Source organism: Streptomyces sp. NPDC087422 (assembly GCF_044744145.1).
Taxonomy (GTDB): Bacteria; Actinomycetota; Actinomycetes; order Streptomycetales; family Streptomycetaceae; genus Actinacidiphila.
Genome location: NZ_JBIUXT010000001.1, coordinates 92,983 through 117,468, shown reverse-complemented (window position 1 = coordinate 117,468; position 24,486 = coordinate 92,983). Strand labels below are relative to the sequence as shown.

Genomic DNA, 24,486 nt, shown 5'->3' with positions numbered 1-24,486 from the left:
ATGGCAACGCTTGAAATCACCGACCTGCACGTCACCGTCGAAGCCGAGAACGGCCCCCGCGAGATCCTGCGCGGCGTCGACCTGACCGTGAAGCAGGGTGAGACCCACGCCATCATGGGCCCCAACGGCTCCGGCAAGTCCACCCTGGCGTACTCGCTCGCGGGCCACCCCAAGTACACGATCACCGGCGGCACCGTCACCCTCGACGGTGAGGACGTGCTGGCGATGACCGTGGACGAGCGGGCCCGCGCCGGTCTCTTCCTCGCCATGCAGTACCCGGTCGAGGTCCCCGGCGTCTCCGTCTCCAACTTCCTGCGCACCTCGGCCACCGCGATCCGCGGCGAGGCGCCCAAGCTGCGCACCTGGGTGAAGGAGGTCCGCGAGACGATGGAACGCCTCCAGATGGACCCCGCCTTCGCCGAGCGCAATGTCAACGAGGGCTTCTCCGGCGGCGAGAAGAAGCGCCACGAGATCCTTCAGCTCGAACTGCTCAAGCCGAAGATCGCGATCCTCGACGAGACCGACTCCGGCCTCGACGTCGACGCGCTGCGGGTCGTCTCCGAGGGCGTCAACCGGGTCCGCGAGAGCGGCGAGGTCGGCACCCTGCTGATCACCCACTACACGCGCATCCTGCGCTACATCAAGCCCGACTTCGTGCATGTCTTCGCGCAGGGCCGGATCGCCGAGTCCGGCGGCGCCGAGCTGGCGGACAAGCTGGAGGAAGAGGGCTACGAGTCCTACGTGAAGGGCGGCCCCGTGAGCAGCGGAGCGAACTCCGAGGGGGACGCCGCGTGACAGTCCCCTCGTCCGTCGGCCGGGTGCTGCCGGGCCTCCTGGACACCGAAGCGATCCGCAAGGACTTCCCCGTCCTGGACCGCCTGGTCCACGACGGCAAGAAGCTCGTGTACCTGGACAACGCGGCGACCTCGCAGAAACCGCGCCAGGTGCTCGACGCGCTGAACGAGTACTACGAGCGGCACAACGCCAATGTGCACCGCGGCGTCCACGTGCTCGCCGAGGAGGCCACCGCGCTGTACGAGGGCGCGCGCGACAAGATCGCCGCCTTCATCAACGCGCCCAGCCGTGACGAGGTGATCTTCACCAAGAACGCCTCCGAGTCGCTGAACCTCGTGGCCAACATGCTCGGCTGGGCCGACGAGCCGTACCGCGTCGACAGCGACACCGAGATCGTCATCACGGAGATGGAGCACCACTCCAACATCGTGCCGTGGCAGCTGCTCTCGCAGCGCACCGGCGCGAAGCTGAAGTGGTTCGGGCTGACCGACGACGGCAGGCTCGACCTGTCGGACATCGAGCAGATCATCACCGAGAAGACGAAGATCGTCTCCTTCGTGCTGGTCTCCAACATCCTGGGCACCGTCAACCCGGTCGAGGCCATCGTGCGCCGCGCCCAGGACGTCGGCGCCCTGGTGCTGATCGACGCCTCGCAGGCCGCGCCGCACATGGTGCTCGACGTGCAGGCGCTCGGCGCGGACTTCGTGGCCTTCACCGGCCACAAGATGCTCGGCCCGACCGGCATCGGCGTCCTGTGGGGCCGCCAGGAGCTGCTCGAGGACCTGCCGCCGTTCCTCGGCGGCGGCGAGATGATCGAGACCGTCTCCATGCACTCCTCGACGTACGCGCCCGCGCCGCACAAGTTCGAGGCCGGTACGCCCCCGATCGCCCAGGCCGTCGGCCTCGGCGCGGCCGTGGACTATCTGACCGCGATCGGCATGGACAAGATCGCCGCGCATGAGCACGCGCTGACCGACTACGCGGTGGGCCGTCTGCTGGAGGTTCCCGACCTGCGGATCATCGGCCCCACCACGGCCGAGGACCGCGGCGCCGCGATCTCCTTCACGCTCGGCGACATCCACCCGCACGACGTCGGCCAGGTGCTCGACGAACAGGGCATCGCCGTACGCGTCGGCCACCACTGCGCGCGGCCGGTCTGCCTGCGGTACGGAATTCCTGCGACCACGCGGGCGTCGTTCTATCTGTACTCCACCCCGGCCGAGGTCGACACCCTGGTCGAGGGGCTGGAGCAGGTACGGAACTTCTTCGGGTGATGGTGGTGTTGTGAAGCTCGACTCGATGTACCAGGAAGTGATCCTGGACCACTACAAGCACCCCCACGGGCGCGGCCTGCGGGACGGCCAGGCGGAGGTGCACCACGTCAATCCCACCTGCGGGGACGAGATCACCCTGCGGGTGCGGATGGACGGCGCCGTCATCGGCGACATCTCGTACGAGGGCCAGGGCTGCTCGATCAGCCAGGCCAGCGCGTCGGTGCTGAACGAGTTGCTGGTCGGCAAGGACGTGGCCCAGGCGCGGAAGATCCAGGAGACCTTCCTGGAGCTGATGCAGTCCAAGGGCCAGGTCGAGCCGGACGACGCGATGGAGGAAGTGCTGGAGGACGCGGTCGCGTTCGCCGGTGTCTCGAAGTACCCGGCGCGTGTGAAGTGCGCGCTGCTGAGCTGGATGGCGTGGAAGGACGCGACGGCGCAAGCGCTGGCCGACGGTCCCGAAGCCTCGGAAGCTTCCGAAGGGAAGACCTCATGAGCCCCGTACCGAACGGCCTGAGCACCACTCCGGCCTCAGAAGAAGAGATCCGCGAGGCCCTCTACGACGTCGTCGACCCCGAACTCGGCATCGACGTCGTCAACCTGGGCCTCATCTACGGCATCCACGTCGACGACTCCAACGTCGCCACCCTCGACATGACCCTCACCTCCGCGGCCTGCCCCCTCACCGACGTCATCGAGGAACAGGCCGTCTCCGCCACCGAGGGCATCGTCAACGACCTCAAGATCAACTGGGTCTGGATGCCCCCGTGGGGCCCCGACAAGATCACCGACGACGGCCGCGACCAGCTCCGCGCCCTGGGCTTCAACGTCTGATCTTTCTCCGGGCTCTCCGCCTCGGCATCGCAGGGCTCCGCGCCACGGCATCGGGCGGTCACCGCGTCTCACGCGGTGGCCGCCCGATGCCGTGTCGGGGCCGTTGACGGTCTCTTGGGGGTGTTGCGAAAATTATCGCAACTTCGTGAGGGAGGCGGTTGGGATGGCGAGCGGCAGTGGCGCGCGTGGGGAGATGCAGGCGTATGTGCGGGAGTTGGTCGATCCGCTGGTGCGGTATGCGAGCGAGGGGGGCGCTCGGATACGGCTGGGGGTGAACACGGCGCACCATGACGACACCGCGGCCGACCTGGAGGGGTACGCGCGGCCGTTGTGGGGGCTGGCGCCGTTGGCGGCGGGGGGCGGGGAGTTCGCGCACTGGGACCTGTGGGCGCGGGGGCTGGCGGCGGGGACGGACCCGGGGCATCCCGAGTACTGGGGGACGGCCACCGGCATCGACCAGCGGACCGTCGAGACGGCGGCCGTCGGATTCGCGCTGGCGCTGGCGCCGGAGAAGCTGTGGGACCCGCTCAGCGGCAAGGAACGGGACCAGGCGGGGGCCTGGCTGGCGAGCTTCCTGGGGGCCGACACGCCCGAGAACAACTGGAACTTCTTCCCGGTGCTGGTCAGCCTCGGTCTGGACCGGGTGGGGTACGCGCACGACCGGGACGCGCGGCACGCCCGGCTGGACCGGCTGGAGACGTACGCGCGCCGGGACGGCTGGTACGCGGACGGGAACACCGCGCAGCGCGACTACTACATCCCGTGGGCCATGCACTTCTACGGCCTGATCTACGCGGCGCTCGCGGGCGACGGCGACCCGGCGCGGGCGGCGCGCTTCCGGCAGCGGGCGGCCGACTTCGCGCCGGGCTTCCGGCACTGGTTCGCGGCGGACGGCGCCGCCGTGCCGTTCGGCCGCAGTCTCACGTACCGGTTCGCGCAGGGCTCGTTCTGGGGGGCGCTGCCGTACGCGGGGGTGGACGCCGTGCCGCCGGGGGAGGCCAAGGGGCTGCTGTCGCGGCACTTGCGCTGGTGGCGGGAGCGGTCGGCGCTGACGTCGCCGGACGGGGTGCTGACCATCGGGTACGGCTATCCGCAGCCGGCGGTCGCGGAGCAGTACAACGGGCCGGGCTCGCCGTACTGGGCGATGAAGGCGTTCCTGCCGCTGGCCCTGCCCGCGGACCACGCCTTCTGGACGGCGGACGAGGAGCCCGCCGCCGAGCTGCCGGAGACCTTGGCGCAGCCGGACGCCGGGGCGGTGCTGATGCGTTCGGGCGGGGACGCGACGCTGCTCAGCGGGTCGCAGCACAATCTCTGGGCGCGGGGCGGCGCCGCGAAGTACGCCAAATTCGCGTACTCCTCCCGCTTCGGCTTCAGCGCGCCGGTCGACGGTCTCGGCCCGGAGCCGGGGGCGTACGACTCGGTGCTCGCGGTCAGCGACGAGGCCGACATTGAGGAGGGGACGGCGCCGCGGCACTTCCGGGTGCGCGAGGAGCAGCACGATCCGGCGGTCGAGGACGGCGACACCGTACGCAGCACCTGGCGGCCGTGGCCCGACGTGGAGATCACCACCTGGCTCACCGCCGCCGCGCCCTGGCACCTGCGCACCCACCGCGTCCGTACGGGCCGCGCGCTGTACACGGCGGAGGGCGGCTTCGCGGTCGACCGGGACGCGGGGCTGACCCGGCGTGAGGAGAGCGAGGGCAGCGCGGTGACGGTCACCGGGGCCGGGGACCTCAGCGGGCTGCGCGATCTGGACGGCGGCCGTAGCGGCCGGGTGCTCGACCCGCTGCCGGGCACCAATGTGCTGGCGCGGCGCACGTCACTGCCCGTTCTGGTGGGTCAACTCCCGCCCGGCGAGCACTGGTTGCGCTGCGCGGTGCTCGGCGCCGGGGCCGCGGGGGCGGCGGCGTGGGAGGAGGAACCGCCGAGGGCGCGGCACTGAGGCCGCCGCGGGCGCCGCGGGCGCGCCCGTAGCGGATCGGGAGCCGTACGGGGGCGGGGGGCGGGGCGGGTGGCTGGCCGGGGGGAGGACGGGTTAGCGTCTGGGTATGAATGAGCATCGTGCCCCCGGCGCCCTCGGCGTCGGCCTTGCCACCGTCGCCGACGACGGCACCGTCCTGGACACCTGGTACCCCGCACCGGAACTCGCCGCGGAGGCGGGCCCCGCGGGCACCGAGCGGCTGAGCGCCGAGCGCGCGGCGGAGCTGCTGGGAGCGGCGGCGCCCAAGGCGCTCGGGAAGGACCCGAGGCGCGGGGTGGAGGTCGTGGCGGTGCGGACCGTCATCGCCTCGACGGACGACAAGCCGCTGGACGCGCACGACGCGTACCTGCGGCTGCACCTGCTGAGCCACCGCCTGGTCCGCCCCAACGAGCCCAATCTGGAAGGGCTGTTCGGCCTGCTGGCGAACGTCGCGTGGACGTCGATCGGCCCGGTGCCGGTGGCGGCGGTCGAAGGGGCGCGGCTGGCGGCCCGCGCGGAGGGCCTGCACCTGGCGGTGTACGGCGTGGACAAATTCCCGCGGATGACGGACTACGTCGCCCCGTCCGGCGTGCGGATCGCCGACGCCGACCGCGTACGCCTCGGCGCGCACCTGGCGTCCGGCACGACCGTCATGCACGAGGGCTTCTGCAACTTCAACGCGGGCACGCTGGGCGCCTCCATGGTCGAGGGCCGTATCTCGCAGGGCGTCGTCATCGGCGACGGCTCGGACATCGGCGGCGGCGCGTCCATCATGGGCACCCTGTCCGGCGGCGGCACCCAGGTCGTCTCGGTGGGCGAACGCTGCCTGCTCGGCGCCGAGTCGGGCCTGGGCATCGCCCTCGGTGACGACTGCGTCGTGGAGGCGGGCCTGTACGTCACCGCGGGCACCCGCGTGACGCTCCCGGACGGCAAGATCGTCAAGGCGCTGGAGCTCTCCGGGGCCAACAACATCCTCTTCCGCCGCAACTCGACCACCGGCAAGGTCGAGGTCCTTCAGCGCACGGGTTCGTGGGGCGGCCTCAACGACGCGCTGCACAGCCACAACTGACGACGCGTCACGCGTGACCGGTTCACGCCGTACGAGCCGCCGCCGCGAGCACCGCACGCTCCTCCTCGGGGGACCAGCCGGCCTCCAGCGGCGGCTCGCCGCGTTCTCGGTCCCAGGCCAGGACGTCGGCGGCGGTGACCGCCAGCGGGGTCGCGGGCATCCCGGCGGCCCGGGCGCGCGCGGCGCTGCGCTGCTGTGTGGCGGTGTCCTCCCGGACCAGCGGGAACATCGGCGGTACGACGTCCGGCGTGACCCGTACGATCTCCACCTCGGTGCCCGCGGCCCGCGCGCACGTCTCGATCAACTCGCCGAGGGTGACCGGCTGTTCGGGGCCCACGGCGTGGAAGGCGCCGGGCCGGTCGTCCTCCAGCAGCCGGATCACCAGCCGGGCCAGGTCGCGGGAGTCGATGATCTGCACCGGCTGGGCGGGGTCGGCGGGCAGGGCGACCCGGCCGCCGCGCGCGGCGGCGCGCACCCAGTAGGTGAACATGTCGGAGGGGTCGTGCGGACCGGCGACCTTCCCCGCCCGCACGATCGTGGCGCGCTGCCCGTGGCGCGCGGTCACGTCGTCCTCGCAGGCGACCTTGCACGGCCCGTACGTGGCCTCGCTCAGCACCTCGGTGTCGCGGACCGGCGGGCGGCGCGGGGTGTCCTCGTCGGAGCCGGGCGCCACACCCTCGCGCTGGTACACCGCGTGGCTGGAGATGAACAGATACCGGCCGATCCGGTCGCCCAGCGCGTCCATGGCCTGCGCGACGTGCCGCGGGACGTAGCCGCTGACGTCCACGACGGCGTCCCACCGGGTGTCGCCCGCGAGCGCCGCGTAGTCGCCGGTGTCGCGGTCGCCGGTCAGCCGGGGGAGGCCCGGGAAGAGGCCGGTGCCGGTCCTGCCGCGGCCGAAGAGGGTGACGTCGTGCCCGCGGTGGAGTGCGTCCTCCACGATGGCGCGGCCGACGAAGGCGGTACCGCCCAGAACGAGAATGCGCATAAGGGGCGACCCTACTGCCGGTCCCGGCGGCCGTCACCCGGATATCGCGGTCGTGATCCGCCGGACAGGCCCTAGTGGTAGATCTTCTCCGCGTACGCGGCCCCGTAGTACGTCTCCAGCTCCGCCAGCGAGTCCTCGGTCCGCTCCAGCGTCTTGGAGATCCGCGCCCGCGACGCCAGCGCGTCGGGCTGCCACGTCTCCGGCTTCCACAGCGCGCTGCGCAGGAACGCCTTGGAGCAGTGGAAGAAGACTTCCTCGATGTCGACCAGGACCGCGACCTGCGGGCGGTGGCCCTTGACGACCATGCGGTCGAAGAAGTCGGCGTCGCGCAGGAGCCGCGCCCTGCCGTTGATCCTGAGGGTGTCGCCGCGCCCGGGGACGAAGTAGAGCAGGCCGATGTGCGGGTTGGACAGAATGTTGCGGAAGCCGTCCGCGCGGCGGTTGCCCGGCCGCTCGGGGACCGCGATGGTCCGGTCGTCCAGGACGACGGTGAAACCGGCGGGGTCGCCCTTGGGTGACACGTCACAGGTGCCGTCGGCCGCCGAGGTGGCCATCAGGCAGAAGGGCGCCGCCTTCAGCCAGGCCACGTCCAGTTCGTGCAGCCGGTCGCGCGCCTTGTCGCGGACGACCGCGGTGGGCTCGCCGAGCAGTTCCCGCAGTTCGGCCTCGTCGGTGATCTCCTGCATGTGCCGTACACCCCCGGTGAGTGAGTACCTTCTGGGAACTCACACTGTACAGGGTGGCTTTTCCGGGCTTTCCTCGCGCCTTTCCCCTGGCCTTCCCCTGTCTTTCCCGCGCCTGCGATGAGTTCCGCGGCGGTCCCCGGTCTACCTCTTCGACAGCGCCACGGCGCATACGACAGCACCGCATCGACCCGACCAGAGGAGCTCCTCGTGTCCGTCGTCTCCACCTCCACCAGCGCCGCCCCGACCGGTACCGCGACAGCCGTCACCGCCCGCCCCGCCCGTAGCCGGGCGCGCACCGCGCTGCTCGCCCTCCAGATCGTGGTGGCCCTCTTCTACGGCGTGGCCAGCGCCGCCCCCAAGCTCCTCGGCATCGACGCCGCGGCCGACTCCTTCGACCGCATCGGTTTCGGCGACTGGTTCATGTACCTCACCGGCGCGCTCGAACTCGCGGGCGCCGTCGCCCTGTTGATCCCGGTGCTCTACCAGGTCGCCGCGGTCGCGATGATCGGCCTGATGATCGGCGCCACCGTCACCCAGATCACCGTCTTCGACGGCGACAACGCGGCGACACCGATCATCCTCATCCTGCCGCTGGCCCTGATCGCCTGGGCCCGCAGGGACAGTACGAAGGCGCTGCTGGCCCTGGTCCGCGGCGCGGTCGCCCGGACCTGACCGCGCTCCCGTCGGCCGCGAGCGGCGACCGTACGCAACGCCGCACGGCGGACGGCTCGCGGTGCGATCCTGAGTACGGACGTCGCACGGATGTCGCGCGGTGTCGCGCGGGCGTCGTACGGTCGGCGCGACGACTGGCGCAACGGCGGTCGTACGGGCGGCCGTTCGGGGTCGCGCGGGATCGCGCGGGATCGCGTCGCGGAGGACCGGAGACCGGAAGACCGGGGGTCGCTCATGGACAGCCTTGGCGCGCTGCGCGCGGTCGAATACGGGTATCTCGACGAGCGACGGCAGGTGTACCTCGACCACACCGGCGCGGGACTTCCCGCCCGCGCCCAAGTGCGGGCGCACGCCGACCGGATCGCGGCGGGCTGCTACGGCAATCCGCACTCGGTCAGCCCGGCCTCGCAGGCGTCGGGCGAACTGGTGGAGCGGGCCCGCGCACGGGTGCTCGCGCACTTCAGGGCCGATCCGGCCGAGTACGCCGTGGTGTTCACGGCCAACGCCACCGGGGCGTGCCGACTGGTCGGCGAGGCCTACCCGTTCGGGCCGGACAACCGGCTGGTGCTCACCCTCGACAACCACAACTCCGTCAACGGCCTGCGGGAGTACGCCCGCGGCCGGGGCGCGGGGACGGTGTACGTACCGCTGGAGGCGCCGGGCCTCGGCATCGACGCGACGGCGATGGACGCCGTCCTGACGGGCGCGAGGCCGCGGGCGGGCACGGAGTCCGGGGCCCGGGGGCCCGGACTGCTCGCGTACCCCGCGCAGAGCAATTTCAGCGGGGTCCAGCACTCGCTGGACTGGGTGACCAGGGCGCGGGCGGCGGGCTGGGACGTCCTGCTGGACGCGGCGGCCTACGTGCCCACGAACGTGCTCGACCTCGGCCGGTTCAGCCCCGACTTCGTGGCCGTGAGCTGGTACAAGGTCTTCGGCTACCCGACCGGCATCGGCTGTCTGCTGGCCCGCAGGGAGGCGCTGACGCGGCTGCGGCGGCCGTGGTTCTCCGGCGGCACCATCCACGTGGTGAGCGCCCAGGGCCTGTGGCACCACATGGCCGACGGCGAGGCGGCCTTCGAGGACGGCACGGTCAACTACCTGAGCATTCCCGACATCGAATTCGGCCTCGACTGGATCACCGGCGTCGGTGTGCAGTCGATACACCGTCATGTCACCTCGCTCACCGCCGAGTTACTGGCCGGGCTGCGCGGTCTGCGGCACGCCGACGGCAGCCCGCTGGTACGGATCTACGGTCCGCAGGACACCACCGGCCGTGGCGGCACGGTCGCGCTGAATCTGCTCGGCGCCGACGGACGGGTGATCGACGAGCGGATCGTCGGCCGCGACAGCGCCGCGCGCGGCATATCGCTGCGCACCGGCTGCTTCTGCAACCCCGGCACGGGCGAGGTCGCCTTCGCCATCGACCGCGATGTACTCGGCGGCGCCGTCCGTACCGCCACCGGCACCATCGACGACTACCTCGGCCGCCTCGGCCTGCCCTCCGGCGGCGCCGTCCGCGTCTCGCTCGGCCTGTCCTCCAACGCGGCCGACGTGTCCGCCTTCCTCGCCTTCGCCGCGCAGACCTACCGCGACCGCTCGCCCGACCCGGCGGGGCTCAGCCCGCGGCTGGTCTGCTGACCGTGCGGCACTTGCGCGCCAGCACCGCCCACGCGGCGGCCAGGAACAGCGCCGTGAAACCGGCCAGCAGCAGCCAGCCCGCCCACACCGCCCGGTCGAACGAGCCGCCGTACGAGGCCAGCAGCGGCGGCCCCAGCGGTGACGCGCCGTGCGCCCACAGCTGCCGCAGACCGATCCCGCCGCCCAGCGCCTCGAACGCCCACCGGTTGGTCATCGCCGCGCTCAACACCCGTCCCGCCCAAGCCATTTGGGGCACCGGCACAAAGGCCCCCGAGAACAGCACCTGCGGGAAGCAGAGCATCGGGAGCATCAGCGTGGCCTGCCCCGGATCGCCCACCGCCGCCGACGCCAGCAGCCCCAGCGCGAGCGCGGCGGCCGACGCGAGCAGCACGGTCAGGAACAGCGACCCGTACGTGCCCCACCCGGCGGCGGGCAGCCGGTTCAGACCGCGCAGCACCGCGAGCAACGCCGCGTCCGCCAGGGCCAGTACGGGCAGCAGCAGCGCCGCCTTCGACAGCAGATAGGGCCCGAGCCGCAGCACGGTCAGCCGCTCCCTGCGCACCACCGCCAGCTCCGCGCAGATCTGCAACAGGCCGTAGGTCAGCCCGAAGAAGAAGCCGCCGAAGGCGATCCAGAACAGGATCATCGCCGCGGAACCCGGACTCGGCGCCGCCGGATCGAAGGCCCCCGGCCGGAACAGCAGCGCGAACATCGCCACGATCACCAGCGGCGACCCCACGACGACCGCCGCCGTCAGCCGATTGCGCGCCATCAACTCCCCGGCCCGCCGGGTGAGCAGCCACCACTGCCCGACCGCCCCGAGCGGCGCCGGGCGTGTGGCGGCGGCGCTGTCGGCCACGGGCGCCGCCTCGGGCGCGGGGCCGGTCTCCTCCGCGGCAGCCTCGTCCGCCGCCCGCGCCCCGCGGGCCACCGCCCCGTACACCTCCTCCAGCGTCGGGACGCCGTACGCCGCCGTGAGGGTGGCCGCCGTGCCCAGGTGGGCCGGGCGTCCTTCAGGGGTGAGGAACAGGACGCGGTCGCAGCGGGTCAGATCGGCGGGCGCGTGCGTGGTGAGGACGACGGTGACGCCGTCGGCCGTCAAGTCCCGCAGGGTGCGCAGGAGTTCCGCGCCGGTCGCCGGGTCGAGTCCGGTCGTCGGCTCGTCCAGGAACAGCACGCGGGGGCGGGTGAGGAGTTCGACCGCGATGCAGGCGCGGCGGCGCTCGCCCTCGCTGAGGGTGCGTACGGGCTGGCGGGCGCGGTCGGCCAGGCCGACGGCGGCCAGCGCGTCGCGTACGGCCGCGTCCAGGAGAGCGGCGGCGGTCCGGGCGGGCATCCGCAGGCGGGCCGCGTAGCCGAGGGCCCGGTCCAGCGGCAGGTCGTCGTGCATCACGTTGCCGTGCGGCAGATACCCCAACGCCGGTCGCAGGACGGCCGGTTCCGTACTGTCGTGCAGGACGCGACCGGCCGAGGGGGTACGGATTCCGGCCAGGATCTCCAGCAGCGTCGTCTTGCCCGACCCGCTGCCGCCCGCCACGGCCAGCAGCTCGCCGGGCGCGATCCGTACGCTCACCCCCCGCAGCGTCTGCCGCCCCGACGCGACCCGCTGCCCCACGCCGTACGCCTCGACGCGGAGACCGCCGTCGCTCATCGTGCCCCCTGACCGACCGCTTGGTACGTTGAAGGTGTCGCGGCGCCTCCCGCAGGGGCGGGCCGCCGGTAGCGTACGCGAGCCCCGGGAGCGGGCACAGGACGAAGGAGTCTGACGCATGGACGGACCGGTCTGCACCACCCGGCAGGGCGACGTACGCGGAGCGGCCGGCCAGGACGGCGTCGCCGTCTTCCGCGCCATCCCTTACGCCGCACCGCCGTTCGGACCGCACCGGTTCATGGCGCCGCAACCGCCCGCCGCGTGGGAGGGCGTACGCGACGCGACCGCGTTCGGCCCGACCGTGCCCAAGGGCCCCTACGTCAAGCCGTTCGACGTGCTGCTGCCCGACCCGGACATCGCGGGCGAGGACTGCCTCAACCTCAATGTGTGGACACCCGACACCGCGGGCGGCGCACCGGTCATGGTGTGGCTGCACGGCGGCGCCTTCATGAACGGCTCGGGCTCGCTGCCGATCTACGACGGCGCCGCGTTCGCCCGCGACGGCGTCGTCTGCGTGACCGTCAACTACCGCCTGGGGACGGACGGTTACCTGTCCCTCGACGGGGCCCCCGACAATCGCGGAGTGCTCGACCAGATCGCCGCCCTCGAATGGGTTCGCGACAACATCGCCGCTTTCGGCGGCGACCCCGGCCGCGTGACCGTCTTCGGCGAATCGGCCGGCGCGATGAGCATCGGGGTGCTGCTCACCGCCCCCGGCGCCCGAGGACTCTTCCACCGGGCGATCCTCCAGAGCGGCGCCGCGCACCACACGATCGGCCGGGACACCGCCCGCAAGGTCGCCGCGCACTTCGCCGCGGAACTCGGCGTCGAACCCACCGCCGCGGCCTTCGCCGCACTCCCGCTGGACGTCCTGCTGCCCGCGCAGACCGCCCTGCGCAACGAGGTCACCGCCAACCCCGACCCCGCGCTGTGGGGCGAGGTCGCGCTGAACGCCATGCCCTTCGAGCCGATCGCGGACACCGCGAGCACCGCCGCCCGCGCCCACCCGGTGCCGGGACCCGGCGCCGACTGCGCCGTCGACCTGCTGATCGGCACCACCGCCGAGGAGTACCGGCTCTTCACCGTGCCCAGCGGCGTCATCGACTACATCGACGACAGGCACCTGCGGGCCGCGATCACCCGGCACGGCCTCGACCCCGACACCGCGCTGCCGCTCTACGCGGCCAACCGCCCCGGCGCCACCACCGGCGACCTGTTCTCCGCCGTCCTCACCGACTGGTTCTTCCGGATACCCGCGGTCCGCCTGGCCGAGTCCGTGCGGCGCGCCCACGTCTACGAATTCGGCCGCCGCTCCACCGCCTTCGACGGCCGCCTCGGCGCCTGCCACGCCTCCGAGATCGCCTTCGCCTTCGACAACCTGGACGCGCCCGGCGAGACCATGCTGCTCGGCGAGGCCCCGCCGCAGCCGCTCGCCGACACCATGCACGCCGCCTGGGTCTCCTTCGCCGTCACCGGCGATCCCGGCTGGCCCGCGTACGACACCCGGGACCGTACGACCATGGTCTTCGGCACGGCGGACGACCCCGCGCACTGCGGTCCGGTACGCGACCCCCGCCCGGACGAGCGCGCCCTGTGGGACGGCGTGCGCTGAGCCCTTCGCGCCGGCCCCTCCCGCGCGCCGAACTCCCGTACGCCTGAGGGACGCGTGGCCGGTACGCACCCGGCGGCGGGCGGCGGTGGCCGGAACGTGTCGCTACGGGCGGGTGAACCGGCGGGGTGACAGGTGCGACGGGGCCGGGAGGCCGACGGTCGGGGGGTCGCAGGGCCTACGCTGAGTGCGCGCGTCCGGCGCGCGTACCGGTTCGCGTGTGCCGGTCCGATCCACCCGCCAGGGGTGAGCCGGACCGGCCCACCCCTCACGCCGTACAGCCGTAGAGCCCTCTAGGAGTCACCCCATGTCCGAAGGTCCCCTCGTCCTGCCGCCCGTACGGCTGCTCCCCGCGGACGACCTCGCGCGGCTGGCACTGGCCGTGCCGCTGCTGGACCGAGCGCTGCGGCTGACCCGGTGGGCGACACCGGAACGGCCGGTCGACGCGATGGGCGAGCTGCTGGACGACGACCTGGTGGCCGCCGCCGCGGAACTCGGCCTCCCGGTGGACGAGGACGAGGAAGGGCTCGCCGAGACCGCCCAGGCGTGGGGCGTCGCCGTCGACACCGGCCTGCTGGTCCTGGAGATCGACGAGGAGGCCGAGGAGTCCACGCCGGTCGGCGAGGTCGCCGGTCGCGCGCTGCCCGGCGAGGCGTACGAGCGGATCACCGCGGGCCTCCCGCAGGACGTGCTCGACATCTGGCTCGCTGCCGCCGAGTCGGCCCTCGCCGACGCCGCCGCACCGGACTTCGAGAGTCTGCGCGAGGTCATGGACGACGGCGACCAGGTACTCCTGGACGAGCTGGACTGGGACCCGGAGAAGGAGGCCGAATTCCTCGACAGCGCGCTGGTCAACCTCTACGCGCTGATGGCCGTGGAGGACTCGGCGGTCGCCGAGGACGGGCCCGACGCCGTACCGCTGCCGGTGCTCGCCGCGTCCCTCGTCGTGCCCGACGAGATGGACCAGCCCAGCGACGCCGTCCTCGAAGAGGTCACCGAGGTGATGATGCGGCTGGACGACCACTTCCGGCTGCTCGCCACGACCGGACTGCTGGACTACCAGCCGGTCGACGAGGCGCTGATCGAGGAGGCGGAGGGCGACGGGGAAACCGGCTCCTTCCCCGAGTTCCCCGAGGGGGCCGTCGGGGACGACCTCGACCCCGAGGAGGTCTCCCGCTACGGCATGGTCCTGCTCACGCCGCTCGGCGTGCACGGCATGCGCGAACGGCTCGTGGACGCGGGCGCGCAGGCCCCCGCCATCGGCGACCTCGCGGGCGGGTCGGGCGTCGACCTCCTCGAAGCGCTGACCGGCTACCCCGACCAGGCGGCGCGCGTGGAGGCCGAGCTGTGGCTGGAGGACCGCAAGCCGGCCGACGCCGCACGCGAACTGCTCGCCGCCGCGCGCGGCGACGACGCCGGTGCGCCGGGCCGTCGTCTCATCTGCCAGCAGACGCTCACCCTGCTCGGCGCCGAGGCCGAGCCCGCGCTGCGCGAAGTCCTCGACGACCGCGCGCTCGGCGGCCTCGCCCGCGTCTGGCTCACCGAGAGCGGCGCCGCCGACATCCCCGCGCCCGACGCGGACATGGTCTTCTGGCTCACCATCGACACCCTCGCCGCGCAGCTCGCCGCCGACGACGCCCCCGAGATCCTGGCCGACCTCGTCCGTGACCTCGTCGCCCGGCACGACGGCTTCTTCGACGCCGCCTGGCGCGTCGACCACCCCGCCACCGCCGACGTCCTCGAAGCCATGGGGCGTCTCCACCCGGACCGCAAATCCGCCAAGGACGCCCGCAAGGCGGCCTTCAAGGCCCGCTCCCGCCAGGGCCTTTCGGGCTGACGCGCGGCGGTCCACCGCTCGGGGCGCGCCCCCGCGCCGGGGGCAACCGGGTGGCCGTCTCGCGGAAGGACGCCGTTCATCCGGGGTTGGCCGGGGGGCGGCACCGTGGGTGCTCAGCGCGACGTGAGGAGCCCCGGTGCCGGTCAGCCGTACGCGGGAGGCCGTGGTGGCCGACCCGAAACGAGGTCACGCGTATCTGACCGCGGGAACGTCGTTGTGCCGGCGGACACCGCCGTCGGCGCAGAACGGTGGCGTGCTCCAGGCGTTCCGGTGCATCGACTCCGGGGGCCGCTACGTGGACGACCTGTCACGGGCGACCGTGCCCGGCACCGTGTACGGCGTGGACTGGGTGGAGACGCCGTTCGCGGCGGGCGCGGTCACGCGGGCGCACGGGCTGACGGGCCTGTGGTGGGCGGACGACGGGGTGTACCTCGTACGTGAGGGGGCCGTCTGGTTCTACGCGCCCGGCCGCCGCACGCTGACCCTGAAGACGCCGGGCTGACGGGCTGACGGGCTGACGGGCTTCCGGGCTGACGGGCTGATGTGCGGCCGGGCTGAGGGGCGGACCGCCGCCCGGCCGCGCTCGTCACCGCCGTGACGAGCGAGGCCGGGTGCGGCCGGGTGCGGCCGGAACGTTTCAGCAGCCGCTGAGGACCGACGTGAGCTTCGACTTCTCCGCACTGTCCACGGTCAGACCGTAGTAGTGCTTCACCTGCACCCACGCGCGGGCGTACGTGCACTGGTACGACGCCTGCGGCAGCCACTCGGCCGGGTCGCCGTCGCCCTTGGAGCGGTTGGAGTGCGCGGAGACGGCCACGAGCTGCGGGCGGGTCACGTCGTTGGCCAGCGCCTGGCGCTGCGCGGTGGTCCAGGCCCAGGCGCCCGAGGCCCACGCCTCGGCGAGCGGCACCAGGTGGTCGATGTCGAAGGTCGACGGGTCGGTGGTGGTCACGCCGTCGTACGGGCTGGTCCAGTTCCCCGAGGTCGCCTTGCACGAGCTGTCGGTCACCACGCTCGTGCCGTCGCGCTTGATCACGTACTCGCGGGTGTCGCAGGTGCCCGAGATGGTGATCCAGGTCGGGAACAGATTCCGGTCGTACGTCGAGGCGTGCGTCTCCGCGGTGGCCGTCATGCCGGACAGGTAACTGCGGGCGGTGGAGGCGGCGATGGGGGTCGGCAGAGCGGCCTGTGCGGGGCCGCCGCTGACGAACAGGACGGTCAGCGCGAGCAGTGCCGCGCTGACGGCGGCACAGATTCCGTGCACGAGACGGTTTTTGGGCATGACTGAGCGCTCCCGTGGCTAGGGGGTCGAGCGGTACGGGTGGTTCCCGACCAGGGTCCCGGCCACGGGTCTATGCGGGTAGACCGTCAGCGGTAAATTTTATGTGACCATGACATGTTGATGTGCGAACGTCCGGTGGCGGTCCGGCCCGTACGAGGCCCGCGCGGCGCACGAGCCGGTGCGTGCCGGGGTCCCACGGCCTCCGAGCGCCGTGCGCACGGCGCCCCCGCGCCCGCCCGCTCCCGGTCCTGGCCCCGGCTCCCGCCGCCGTGCGGGGCGGCGCGCGGGACTTTATGGTCGGCGCGGGGGCCCGGGACGAATGGAGCTGCTGTGACCACTGCGCGCGACATCATGCATCAGGGCGTCGAGACGATCTCCGCCCACGAGACCCTGGACGTGGCCGCCAAGCGGATGCGGGACGCGGACATCGGGGCCCTGGCGGTCACCGGTGACGACGGCGGGCTCCAAGGGGTGCTCACCGACCGGGACATCGTGCTGCGCTGCGTGGCGACCGGCCACGACCCGGGCGCGGTCCGGGCCGCCGACCTGATGGACGGCAGCCCGGTGACGGCCGCGGCCGACGACGACGCGGGGAGCGTCGTCGCGACCATGTCCTCCCGGCGCATCCGCCGGGTGCCGGTGGTCGAGGGCAGCCGCCTGGTCGGCATCATCAGCGAGGCCGACATCGCCCGGCACCTCGGCCCGGCCGAGGCGGGCGCCCTGGCGACGGCGATCCGCGCGGTCTGAGGCTGGTCGCGCGGTGTGAGCCCGGTCCGCGGTCTGAGGCCGCCGCGCGGTGTGAGACCGGTCCGCGGTGTGAGCCCGGTCCGCGCCGCCTGAGGGCGGTCCCGCGCCGCCTGGGACCGGTCGCGCGGGCCGCCGCCGGTCCGCGCGGACTCATGCCAGCCTGCGCGGACCGGCGGCGGCCCCGCAGGGCACACATCCGGTCCGCGGTGCCTCAGAGCGCCGCGGAGGCGGGCCGCACCATCCCCTTGGCGGTACGCGAGTCGATGAAGTCGCCCATGGCGGTCATCTCCCACTCCCCGGAGAACTGCTTGATCAGCTTGGCCATCAGCACACCCGTGCGCGGCTCGCTGCCGGTCAGGTCGAAGCGGACCAGCTCCTCGCCGGTGCCCGCGTCGAGCAGCCGGCAGTACGCCTTGGCGACCTTGTTGAACTTCTGCCCCGAGTACGAGTTCACCGTGAAGACCAGACCGGTGACCTCCGGCGGCAGCCCGCCCAGGTGCACGGTGATCGTCTCGTCGTCGCCCGAGCCCGCGCCGGTCAGATTGTCACCGGAGTGCTGGACCGCGCCGTTGAGGATGGACAGCTTGCCGAAGTAGCAGGTCGCGATGTGGTTGCGCTGCGGACCGTAGGCGATCACCGACGCGTCCAGGTCGATGTCCCGGCCGCCGAAGGCGGGCTCCCAGCCCAGGCCCATCCGCACCGAGGACAGGAACGGCTTGCCCGCCTTGACCAGCGACACCGTCTCGTTCTTGCGGAGATTGACCCGGCCCTTGTCCAGATTGACCTTGCCCGCGCCCGGCGCGGGAGCGGGCGGCGCGGCCGGGGGAGCGGAGGGCGGCGGCGGCAGATACGCGGCGGGCGCGCCGGAGGGCGGCGGCGCGCTGGGCAGTCCCGGCGCGGGCGGCGGCGGGGTGAACGCGGCGGCGGGGGCCGCGGGGGCCGCGGGCTCCTCCACGTTCACCCCGAAGTCGCTGGCGATGCCGCCCAGCCCGTTGGCGTACCCCTGGCCGACCGCGCGGACCTTCCAGGCGCCGCCGCGCCGGTACACCTCGACCACGACGAGCGCGGTCTCCGGGCCGAGCCCGGTGGGCGTGAAGGTGGCGATCACCGAGCCGTCGTCCGCGCTGCGGACCGTGGCCGTCGGCGTCGTACCCGCGAAGGGACCGCCGCCGTCCAGGCTCGCGGTCACCACGACCTTCTCGATCCCGGCCGGGACGGCCGCGGTGTCCACGGTGATCGAGTCGGGCCCGGAACCGCCCCCGGAGCGGTGGCTGACGCCGGGCCCCTGGGGCTGGTTGTAGAAGACGAAGTCGTCGTCGGAGCGCACCTTCCCGTCACCGGTCAGGAGCAGGCCCGAGACATCGAGCCGCGCGGAGGAGGCGGCGACGTCCACGGCCACTCGGGGCACGGAGAGCGGCACATTCGAGCCAGGCGTCATAGCGGTCATGCCCCCGTAACGACCGACTGTTGTTTGCGGTTCCATGACCCGGAGATCAGCTTCCGGCCCGTTATGGGCACCCGGTCCCGGCGCCCATTCCGGCGCCCGCGCCGGCTCGTACCGGCAGCGTCGCGCCCGCGGTTGCGTACGGTCGGACCCGTATCGGCAGCCCCGTACCCTCACACCCGCACGCCCCGCCCGTCACCGGCGGTCGCGGGCACGTCGAGGCCGTCCGGGGAGCCGGGCGGCAGGGCGAAGGCGGAGGCGACCTCGGGCGGGAGCGCGGACAGGCCGAGCAGGCCGCAGACCGCCCGGGTGGTGAGCGCGTGCCAGACGGCCGCCTGGCGCAGCATCGCGTGGTCGCCGCCCGGCAGCACGAAGCGGCACACCTCGGCGCCCTCGGCCCTGGCCCGCTCCGCCATCCGCAGCGACTCCACGGGCGAGGTGATCCGGTCGGCCTCCGCGTGCAGGAACACCAGCCGGGCCGCCGAGAGCTGCTCCACCGGCTCCCCCGGCAGGCACCAGGGGGCCAGCGCCACCGTGCCGACCACCCCGTCCGTACCGGCCACCCGCAGCGCCGCCCTGCCGCCCATGGAGTGCCCGACCATCACGACCGGCGCCCCGCCGGTCCGCCTGGACAGCTCCGCCAGCGCGTCGGCCGCGTCCCGCGCGGCGTCCGCCCGCTCCCCGTTCCAGCCGCGGTGCCGGTAGCGGGCCTCGGCGAGCACCACCCGGCGGCCCCGCGTCGCGCGGGCCAGCGCCCGGACGAAGGGGCGCATCCGCAGCCCCGGCGCGTTCAGCCGGGACGGCCGGCCCATACCGCGCTCCCGGCCGCCGTGCAGCACCAGCACCGCCGCCTCGGGGGCCGCCGCGGAACGCCGCACCACCAGGCCCCGATACCCCGCGCGTGCGCTGTCGCCGTCGCGGTCCTCTGCCACCCGTGCCTCCACCCGTGTCCGTTCCCTCCGCCGACGTGCCGTGACAGGTACGAACGGACGTTCCGGAATCCCCGTTCCGCCGTACCCCGTCAATCCTCCGTCATTCGTAGCGACGACGGTTCCGGATGGGTCGCGCGGCGGACCCGACGCACAGGTTGCCGGATCGAACAGGGGTCCGGAGGCTCCCGCATATACGCTCCTGCCCTGGGCAAGTACGCTCAGCGCAATCTCAATGGTCGGGCAGCCGAAGGCGGAGGAAGAAACGTGGTGCAGAGCGGCCCGGTCGGAGTTCCGGCCGGACTTCCGGTGGGCATCCCGCACACCCGCGACGGGCGTGACAGCCGTGATGTTCGTGACATTCGCGACAGTCAGAGTCCGCGCACGGCGCCGCCCGCCTCCTTCGGGCAGTCGGGCCCCGCGACGGTCCTGCTGGTCGAGGACGACGACGGCGACGCCCTGCTCGTCGAGGAGTACCTCGCGCTGAGCGACGCCGCGACCCAGGTGGTCAGGGCGAGCAATCTCGCCGAGGCGCTGGAGCTGCTGGCCCGCCGCGCCGCGCCCGAGTGCGTCCTGCTCGACCTGCACCTGCCCGACGCCTTCGGCGTGGACGCGGTGTCCCGGCTGCTGAAGGACGCGCCCGGCGCGGCCGTCGTGGTGCTGACCGGTCTGTCGGAGGAGGACGCCGGGCTCGCCGCGGTCGCCTCCGGCGCCCAGGAGTACCTGTCCAAGAGCGCCCTCGAACCCCAGTCGCTCAGCCGCGCCATCCGCTACGCCGTCCAGCGCAAGCAGATCGAGCGCGCGCACGTGGCGCTGCGCGAGAGCTCGATGCGGGCCGAGGAGAACGCCCGGCTGGAGCGCGGGCTGCTGCCCACCCCGTTGCTGCGCGGCGACGACTGGCAGGTGACCACCCGCTACCGGCCGGGCCGCGACCACGCGCTGCTCGGCGGCGACTTCTACGACGTCGTGCAGACCGAGGACGGCACGGTGCACGTCGTCATCGGCGACGTGTCGGGGCACGGCGCGGCCGAGGCGGCCCTGGGCGTGTGCCTGCGGGTCGCCTGGCGGTCCTTCGTCCTCGCGGGCACCCGCGGCGCCGAACTGCCCGGCATGCTGGAGCAGATGCTGGTCGCCGAGCGCGCGGGCGAACACGTCTTCGCCACCCTCAGCTCGCTGGAGTTCGCCCCCGACCGCACCACCGTCAAGATCGTCAGAGCCGGGCATCCGGGGGTGCTGCTGCGCCGCGGCGCCGACGTCCAGTGGTGGGAGCCGGCGTACGGGCCCGCGCTCGGGCTGCTGCCGGGGCAGGGCGTCTGGCCGGTGACGACCGAGACGCTGGACGGCGCGTCCGTGGTCCTGTTCACCGACGGCCTCTTCGAGTGGCGGTACGGCGACGGGCCGGAACGGCTCGGCGAGGACGGGCTGTTGGAGCTGGCCCGGAAGAACGGCGCACTGCCCGCGGAGGCGTTCGTCGACGCCTTGATCAACGCGGCCGAGACGGCGACGGCGGGGCGCGGCGGTCTCGAGGACGACGCGGCCGTGATGCACGCGGGATGGCGGGCAAGGTCATGACGGAACGCCCGCCCGTCCCGGGGCCCGGTTCGGAGCCGACGCAACCCACGGCGCCCGCGCCGGAGCCGACGCCTCAAGCCGCTGCCGGGGCCGCGCCCGCTTCAGGGACCGCGCCCGCTTCAGGGGCCGCGCCCGGTCCCGAGACCGCGCCCGTCGCCCAGTCCACGCCCGATCCCACGCCAGTTCCGGAGTCCGCGTCCGTGCCGCATCCCCCGACCGACCCGCCGCCCGTATCCGAGCCCGAGCCCGTATCCGAGCCTGAGGCCGTATCCGAGTCCGTATCCGAAGCCGGGCCCGTGTCCGAGAGCGCGCCCGTACCCGGGCCGCGGTCCGAGTCCGGTCCCGACATCGAACCCGCTCCGGACGTCGAACCCGCTCCGGACGTCGAACCCGCGCAGGATTCCGATCCCGCGCCCGACGTCGTGCCCGCCCCCGTACCCGCTCGCGGGCAGAAGGCCGCCGCCCGGACGAGGTCCGGCTTCCGGCCGCGCGAGAAGGGCCGGATCACGGTTCAGGGCGCGTTCAACCTCGTGCTCGGCGGGATGACGCTGCTCGTCCTCGTCTTCGCGGTGATCGGCGCGCAACTGCTCGCGCACACCACGTCGATCTCCGACCACCTTGCCAACCGGGTGCAGCCCGCGCGGGTGGAGGGGGTGCGGTTGCAGACCGCGCTGCTGGACCAGGAGACCGGCGTGCGCGGCTATGTGCTCACCCATTCGGCGGAATTCCTCCAGCCCTACACCGAGGGCCTCGCGGACCAGAAGACGATCACCGCCAGGCTGCGCCCGCTGATCAGCGGCAACAAGCGCGCCTCCGCCGACCTGCTGGCGCTGGAGGAGGCGGCCGACCGCTGGCGCACCACGTACGCGCTCCCGCTCATCGAGCACGCCCGCGAGGGCCTGCCCGCCTCCGCCGACACCTCGCTGCTGGACAGCAGCAAGCGGGGCTTCGACACCGTACGCACCCAGTTCACGATCCAGGACACACATCTGAAGGAGGACCGGCAGCACAGTCAGGATCAGTTGCGGCGCGTGCGCAACGAACGCGACGCGGTGTTCCTGGCGATGCTGGCCTGCTTCCTGGTGGCCATGGTCTTCCTGGCGCTGCTCCTGCGCCGGATCGTCGGCCTGCCGCTGGGGCGGCTGCGCGACGACGCGCTGCGGGTCGCGGGCGGCGACTTCGACACCGGGATCGAGCCCAGCGGCCCGGCCGATCTGCGGGTGCTGGCCGAGGCCGTGGAGGCGATGCGCAGCGGTATCGCGGGCGCGCTGGCCGAGGCGCACGGCCAGCGCGGACTGCTGGCCGCCCAGGCGGCGGAGCTGACCGAGCAGGCCGAGGAACTGCGCCGCTCCAACGCCGAGTTGGAGCAGTTCGCCTATGTCGCCTCGCACGACCTCCAGGAGCCGCTGCGCAAGGTCGCGTCCTTCTGCCAGCTCCTGGAGAAGCGCTACCGGCACGCGCTGGACGAACGCGGCGTGCAGTACATCGACTTCGCGGTCGACGGCGCCAAGCGCATGCAGATCCTCATCAACGACCTGCTGGCCTTCTCGCGGGTGGGCCGGGCGCAGGACGACCACCGGCCGGTCCAGTTGGAGAACACGCTCGACCAGGCGCTGTACAACCTCGCGGAGCGGCTGGAGGAGTCCGGGGCGCGCGTCGAGCGGCCCGCCGTGCTGCCGGACACCGTCGGCGACGCGACGCTGCTGGCCCTGGTCTGGCAGAACCTGATCGGGAACGCGATCAAATTCCGTTCCCCCGACCGGCCGCCGGTGATCACGGTGGAGTCGGGAACCGCCCCCGACGGCACGCTCGTCTTCAGCGTCACCGACAACGGCATCGGCATCCAGGAGGAGTTCAGCGAGAAGGTCTTCGTGCTCTTCCAGCGGCTGCACAGCCGCAACACCTACGAGGGCACCGGCATCGGCCTCGCCATGTGCCGGAAGATCATCGAGCACCACGGCGGGCGCATCTCGGTGGACAACGAGTACACCGGCGGCACCCGCATCCGTTTCACGCTGCCCGCCGGGGCAGAAGAGTCACCTGACCAGGCGGCGGCGCCTGGCATCGAGGGAGCAGAGGGAGCACCGCGCGTATGAGTCAACCCGTACAGCCGATCGAGGTCCTGCTGGTCGAGGACGACGCGGGCGACGAGCTGATGACCCGGGAGGCGTTCGCCGACAACAGGATCGGCAACACCCTGCACGTGGTCCGCGACGGCGAGGAGGCGCTGGACTTCCTCTACCGGCGCGGCGCCCACCAGGACGCGGTGCGGCCCGACTTGATCCTGCTCGACCTCAACCTGCCGAAGTACGACGGGCGTCAGGTGCTCGAAATGATCAAGGGCGACCGGGACCTGGCCATGATCCCGGTGGTGGTGCTCACCACGTCCGCCACCGAGGAGGACATCCTCCGCAGCTACAAGCTGCACGCGAACGCGTATGTCACCAAGCCCGTCGACGTGGAGCAGTTCATCAGCGCGGTGCGGCAGATCGACGACTTCTTCCTGTCGGTGGTACGGCTGCCCGGCCGCTGAGCGGCCCGCGGGCGGCGCGTCCGCGCACGGTCCGTACGGCTCCGCGCGTCCACCTGTACGTCTCGCCACGCGTCTCGTCCGTCAGTACGGCCAGATCGGGGGGTCCGTGCAGAACGGGCCGCCGAGGTTGGCGTGCGCGGGATTGTCAGGGTCCAGCTCGCCCTGCTCGGCGATGAGCTTCGCGGCGAACGGCTCCGAGTCGTCCCGCGGTTCGTACCCGAGCGCGCGGGCGCCCGAAAGGTCCCACCACAGGCGGGTGTTGGCGGAGCTTCCGTAGACGACGGTGTGCCCCGTGGTCCCGGCGCTGAGCGCGGCGTGGAAGAGCCGGGCGCCGTCGGCCGGGCTCATCCAGACCGACAGCATCCGCACCGACGTGGGTTCGGGGAAGCAGGAGCCGATGCGTACGGAGACGGTGTCGATGCCGTGCAGGTCCGCGTAGAGCTGCGCCAGGTCCTCGCCGAAGCACTTGGAGAGCCCGTAGTAGGTGTCGGGGCGGCGCGGGGTGGTGATCGGGATCAGCGCCTCGTCCGGCACCGGGGAGCCCTGCGGCCGCGGGGTGAAGCCGACGGCGTGGTTGCTGGAGGCGAAGACGATCCGGCGGACGTTCTCCTCGCGGGCGGCCTCGTAGAGGTGGTAGGTGCCCTCGATGTTGCCGCGCAGGATCTTGTCGAAGGAGGACTCCAGCGAGATCCCGGCCAGGTGGATGATCGCGTCGACGCCGCGCACCGCCTCGCGCAGCGCGTCCCGGTCGGACAGGTCCGCGGTGATCACCCGCGTGCCGTCGGGCGCCCCCTCGACCGGGCGGACGTCGAACAGCCGCAGGTCGTATCCGTACGACGGCAGCAGGCCGCGCATGAGGGTGCCGAGGCCGCCTGCGGCGCCGGTGAGCAGGACGGTGCGGGGAGCGGGCATACGGGGTCTCCGTGTCTGGCGGGGGCTTCGCTGACCTCAGGGGTCACTGTAGACGGC

Annotated in this window: 21 protein-coding genes and 1 pseudogene; 15 read left to right on the top strand and 7 right to left on the bottom strand. The window is 72.9% G+C overall.

Translation table 11 applies throughout. From position 1 onward, the window contains the following. The 6 genes from sufC to dapD all read left to right on the top strand — a co-directional run bounded on the left by sufC (position 1) and on the right by dapD (position 5,929). Complete coding sequence (gene sufC, locus ACIO6U_RS00535; protein WP_355333844.1) at positions 1–795, top strand: Fe-S cluster assembly ATPase SufC; 795 nt, start codon at positions 1–3, stop codon at positions 793–795. Positions 796–821: 26 nt separating this feature from the next. After that, entirely contained in the window at positions 822–2,069 is a 1,248-nt protein-coding gene (locus ACIO6U_RS00530) for a cysteine desulfurase (protein ID WP_355334677.1), read from the top strand. 10 nt (positions 2,070–2,079) lie between these two features. Then, positions 2,080–2,562: a Fe-S cluster assembly sulfur transfer protein SufU gene (sufU, locus tag ACIO6U_RS00525; RefSeq protein WP_188284431.1), complete on the top strand. Its 483-nt coding sequence runs from the start codon at positions 2,080–2,082 to the stop codon at positions 2,560–2,562. Beyond that, positions 2,559–2,900, top strand: a complete 342-nt coding sequence (locus ACIO6U_RS00520; RefSeq protein WP_188284432.1) for a metal-sulfur cluster assembly factor — start codon at positions 2,559–2,561, stop codon at positions 2,898–2,900. The genes sufU and ACIO6U_RS00520 overlap by 4 nt, the downstream gene beginning before the upstream one ends. Before the next feature lie 163 nt (positions 2,901–3,063). Then, positions 3,064–4,842, top strand: coding sequence for a DUF2264 domain-containing protein (locus tag ACIO6U_RS00515; RefSeq protein WP_401714625.1), 1,779 nt, complete (start codon positions 3,064–3,066; stop codon positions 4,840–4,842). A 106-nt stretch (positions 4,843–4,948) separates the two neighbouring features. Continuing rightward, positions 4,949–5,929, top strand: coding sequence for a 2,3,4,5-tetrahydropyridine-2,6-dicarboxylate N-succinyltransferase (gene dapD / locus ACIO6U_RS00510; protein WP_355333839.1), 981 nt, complete (start codon positions 4,949–4,951; stop codon positions 5,927–5,929). 22 nt (positions 5,930–5,951) lie between these two features. Here dapD and ACIO6U_RS00505 read toward each other — a convergent pair whose 3' ends face one another. Further along, positions 5,952–6,917, bottom strand: a complete 966-nt coding sequence (locus tag ACIO6U_RS00505; RefSeq protein WP_401714623.1) for an NAD-dependent epimerase/dehydratase family protein — start codon at positions 6,915–6,917, stop codon at positions 5,952–5,954. Between the two features lie 71 nt (positions 6,918–6,988). After that, positions 6,989–7,603: a pyridoxamine 5'-phosphate oxidase family protein gene (locus ACIO6U_RS00500; RefSeq protein ID WP_355333834.1), complete on the bottom strand. Its 615-nt coding sequence runs from the start codon at positions 7,601–7,603 to the stop codon at positions 6,989–6,991. Between the two features lie 207 nt (positions 7,604–7,810). On the opposite strand from ACIO6U_RS00500, the gene ACIO6U_RS00495 reads away from it, so the two are divergent. Both ACIO6U_RS00495 and ACIO6U_RS00490 read left to right on the top strand, forming a co-directional pair. Beyond that, complete coding sequence (locus ACIO6U_RS00495; RefSeq protein WP_401714621.1) at positions 7,811–8,275, top strand: DoxX family protein; 465 nt, start codon at positions 7,811–7,813, stop codon at positions 8,273–8,275. A gap of 234 nt (positions 8,276–8,509) precedes the next feature. Then, positions 8,510–9,913, top strand: a complete 1,404-nt coding sequence (locus ACIO6U_RS00490) for an aminotransferase class V-fold PLP-dependent enzyme (protein WP_401714619.1) — start codon at positions 8,510–8,512, stop codon at positions 9,911–9,913. Here the strand turns inward: ACIO6U_RS00490 and ACIO6U_RS00485 are convergent. Beyond that, complete coding sequence (locus ACIO6U_RS00485; RefSeq protein ID WP_401714617.1) at positions 9,891–11,564, bottom strand: ATP-binding cassette domain-containing protein; 1,674 nt, start codon at positions 11,562–11,564, stop codon at positions 9,891–9,893. The two genes, ACIO6U_RS00490 and ACIO6U_RS00485, sit on opposite strands and share 23 nt — an antisense overlap. A 118-nt stretch (positions 11,565–11,682) precedes the next feature. Between ACIO6U_RS00485 and ACIO6U_RS00480 the strand changes: the two genes are divergently transcribed. The 3 genes and pseudogenes from ACIO6U_RS00480 to ACIO6U_RS00470 form a co-directional block, all read left to right on the top strand. Next, positions 11,683–13,176, top strand: a complete 1,494-nt coding sequence (locus ACIO6U_RS00480; protein WP_401714615.1) for a carboxylesterase/lipase family protein — start codon at positions 11,683–11,685, stop codon at positions 13,174–13,176. A 304-nt stretch (positions 13,177–13,480) separates the two neighbouring features. After that, complete coding sequence (locus tag ACIO6U_RS00475; protein ID WP_355333820.1) at positions 13,481–15,010, top strand: hypothetical protein; 1,530 nt, start codon at positions 13,481–13,483, stop codon at positions 15,008–15,010. Positions 15,011–15,167: 157 nt separating this feature from the next. Beyond that, positions 15,168–15,500: pseudogene (locus ACIO6U_RS00470) on the top strand (Tat pathway signal sequence domain protein); the annotation flags it as partial. Between the two features lie 147 nt (positions 15,501–15,647). Here ACIO6U_RS00470 and ACIO6U_RS00465 read toward each other — a convergent pair. After that, complete coding sequence (locus tag ACIO6U_RS00465; RefSeq protein WP_355333817.1) at positions 15,648–16,292, bottom strand: HNH endonuclease family protein; 645 nt, start codon at positions 16,290–16,292, stop codon at positions 15,648–15,650. Between the two features lie 330 nt (positions 16,293–16,622). On the opposite strand from ACIO6U_RS00465, the gene ACIO6U_RS00460 reads away from it, so the two are divergent. Continuing rightward, entirely contained in the window at positions 16,623–17,039 is a 417-nt protein-coding gene (locus ACIO6U_RS00460; RefSeq protein ID WP_355333815.1) for a CBS domain-containing protein, read from the top strand. Positions 17,040–17,250: 211 nt separating this feature from the next. Here the strand turns inward: ACIO6U_RS00460 and ACIO6U_RS00455 are convergent, their stop codons facing one another. Both ACIO6U_RS00455 and ACIO6U_RS00450 read right to left on the bottom strand, forming a co-directional pair. Further along, the gene (locus tag ACIO6U_RS00455; RefSeq protein ID WP_355333812.1) at positions 17,251–18,477 is read right to left on the bottom strand and encodes a TerD family protein; all 1,227 of its coding nucleotides are present in this window, start codon (positions 18,475–18,477) and stop codon (positions 17,251–17,253) included. Between the two features lie 179 nt (positions 18,478–18,656). Next, on the bottom strand, positions 18,657–19,415 hold the full coding sequence (locus tag ACIO6U_RS00450) for an alpha/beta hydrolase (protein WP_401714612.1): 759 nt from the start codon (positions 19,413–19,415) through the stop codon (positions 18,657–18,659). A 357-nt stretch (positions 19,416–19,772) separates the two neighbouring features. Between ACIO6U_RS00450 and ACIO6U_RS00445 the strand changes: the two genes are divergently transcribed. The 3 genes from ACIO6U_RS00445 to ACIO6U_RS00435 all read left to right on the top strand — a co-directional run bounded on the left by ACIO6U_RS00445 (position 19,773) and on the right by ACIO6U_RS00435 (position 23,517). Then, entirely contained in the window at positions 19,773–20,984 is a 1,212-nt protein-coding gene (locus tag ACIO6U_RS00445) for a SpoIIE family protein phosphatase (protein ID WP_355334674.1), read from the top strand. Positions 20,985–21,280: 296 nt separating this feature from the next. Beyond that, positions 21,281–23,080 (top strand): ATP-binding protein, encoded by a 1,800-nt coding sequence (locus tag ACIO6U_RS00440; protein WP_401714610.1) that lies wholly within the window; start codon positions 21,281–21,283, stop codon positions 23,078–23,080. Then, positions 23,077–23,517 carry a response regulator gene (locus ACIO6U_RS00435; protein WP_355333804.1) on the top strand — a complete coding sequence of 147 codons (441 nt, stop codon included), beginning with the start codon at positions 23,077–23,079 and terminating at the stop codon, positions 23,515–23,517. Before ACIO6U_RS00440 ends, ACIO6U_RS00435 begins: the two co-directional genes overlap by 4 nt. 81 nt (positions 23,518–23,598) lie before the next feature. Here ACIO6U_RS00435 and ACIO6U_RS00430 read toward each other — a convergent pair whose 3' ends face one another. Beyond that, on the bottom strand, positions 23,599–24,429 hold the full coding sequence (locus tag ACIO6U_RS00430) for an NAD-dependent epimerase/dehydratase family protein (protein WP_391159679.1): 831 nt from the start codon (positions 24,427–24,429) through the stop codon (positions 23,599–23,601). Positions 24,430–24,486 lie beyond the last annotated feature (57 nt).

Bases quoted from the DNA above. Each gene is read 5' to 3' on its own strand.
- sufC (WP_355333844.1), top strand. From the start codon at position 1: ATGGCAACGCTTGAAATCACCGACCTGCACGTCACCGTCGAAGCCGAG.
- ACIO6U_RS00520 (WP_188284432.1), top strand. From the start codon at position 2,559: ATGAGCCCCGTACCGAACGGCCTGAGCACCACTCCGGCCTCAGAAGAA.
- ACIO6U_RS00515 (WP_401714625.1), top strand. From the start codon at position 3,064: ATGGCGAGCGGCAGTGGCGCGCGTGGGGAGATGCAGGCGTATGTGCGG.
- dapD (WP_355333839.1), top strand. From the start codon at position 4,949: ATGAATGAGCATCGTGCCCCCGGCGCCCTCGGCGTCGGCCTTGCCACC.
- ACIO6U_RS00505 (WP_401714623.1), bottom strand. From the start codon at position 6,917: ATGCGCATTCTCGTTCTGGGCGGTACCGCCTTCGTCGGCCGCGCCATC.
- ACIO6U_RS00500 (WP_355333834.1), bottom strand. From the start codon at position 7,603: ATGCAGGAGATCACCGACGAGGCCGAACTGCGGGAACTGCTCGGCGAG.
- ACIO6U_RS00490 (WP_401714619.1), top strand. From the start codon at position 8,510: ATGGACAGCCTTGGCGCGCTGCGCGCGGTCGAATACGGGTATCTCGAC.
- ACIO6U_RS00485 (WP_401714617.1), bottom strand. From the start codon at position 11,564: ATGAGCGACGGCGGTCTCCGCGTCGAGGCGTACGGCGTGGGGCAGCGG.
- ACIO6U_RS00480 (WP_401714615.1), top strand. From the start codon at position 11,683: ATGGACGGACCGGTCTGCACCACCCGGCAGGGCGACGTACGCGGAGCG.
- ACIO6U_RS00475 (WP_355333820.1), top strand. From the start codon at position 13,481: ATGTCCGAAGGTCCCCTCGTCCTGCCGCCCGTACGGCTGCTCCCCGCG.
- ACIO6U_RS00465 (WP_355333817.1), bottom strand. From the start codon at position 16,292: ATGCCCAAAAACCGTCTCGTGCACGGAATCTGTGCCGCCGTCAGCGCG.
- ACIO6U_RS00455 (WP_355333812.1), bottom strand. From the start codon at position 18,477: ATGACGCCTGGCTCGAATGTGCCGCTCTCCGTGCCCCGAGTGGCCGTG.
- ACIO6U_RS00435 (WP_355333804.1), top strand. From the start codon at position 23,077: ATGAGTCAACCCGTACAGCCGATCGAGGTCCTGCTGGTCGAGGACGAC.
- ACIO6U_RS00430 (WP_391159679.1), bottom strand. From the start codon at position 24,429: ATGCCCGCTCCCCGCACCGTCCTGCTCACCGGCGCCGCAGGCGGCCTC.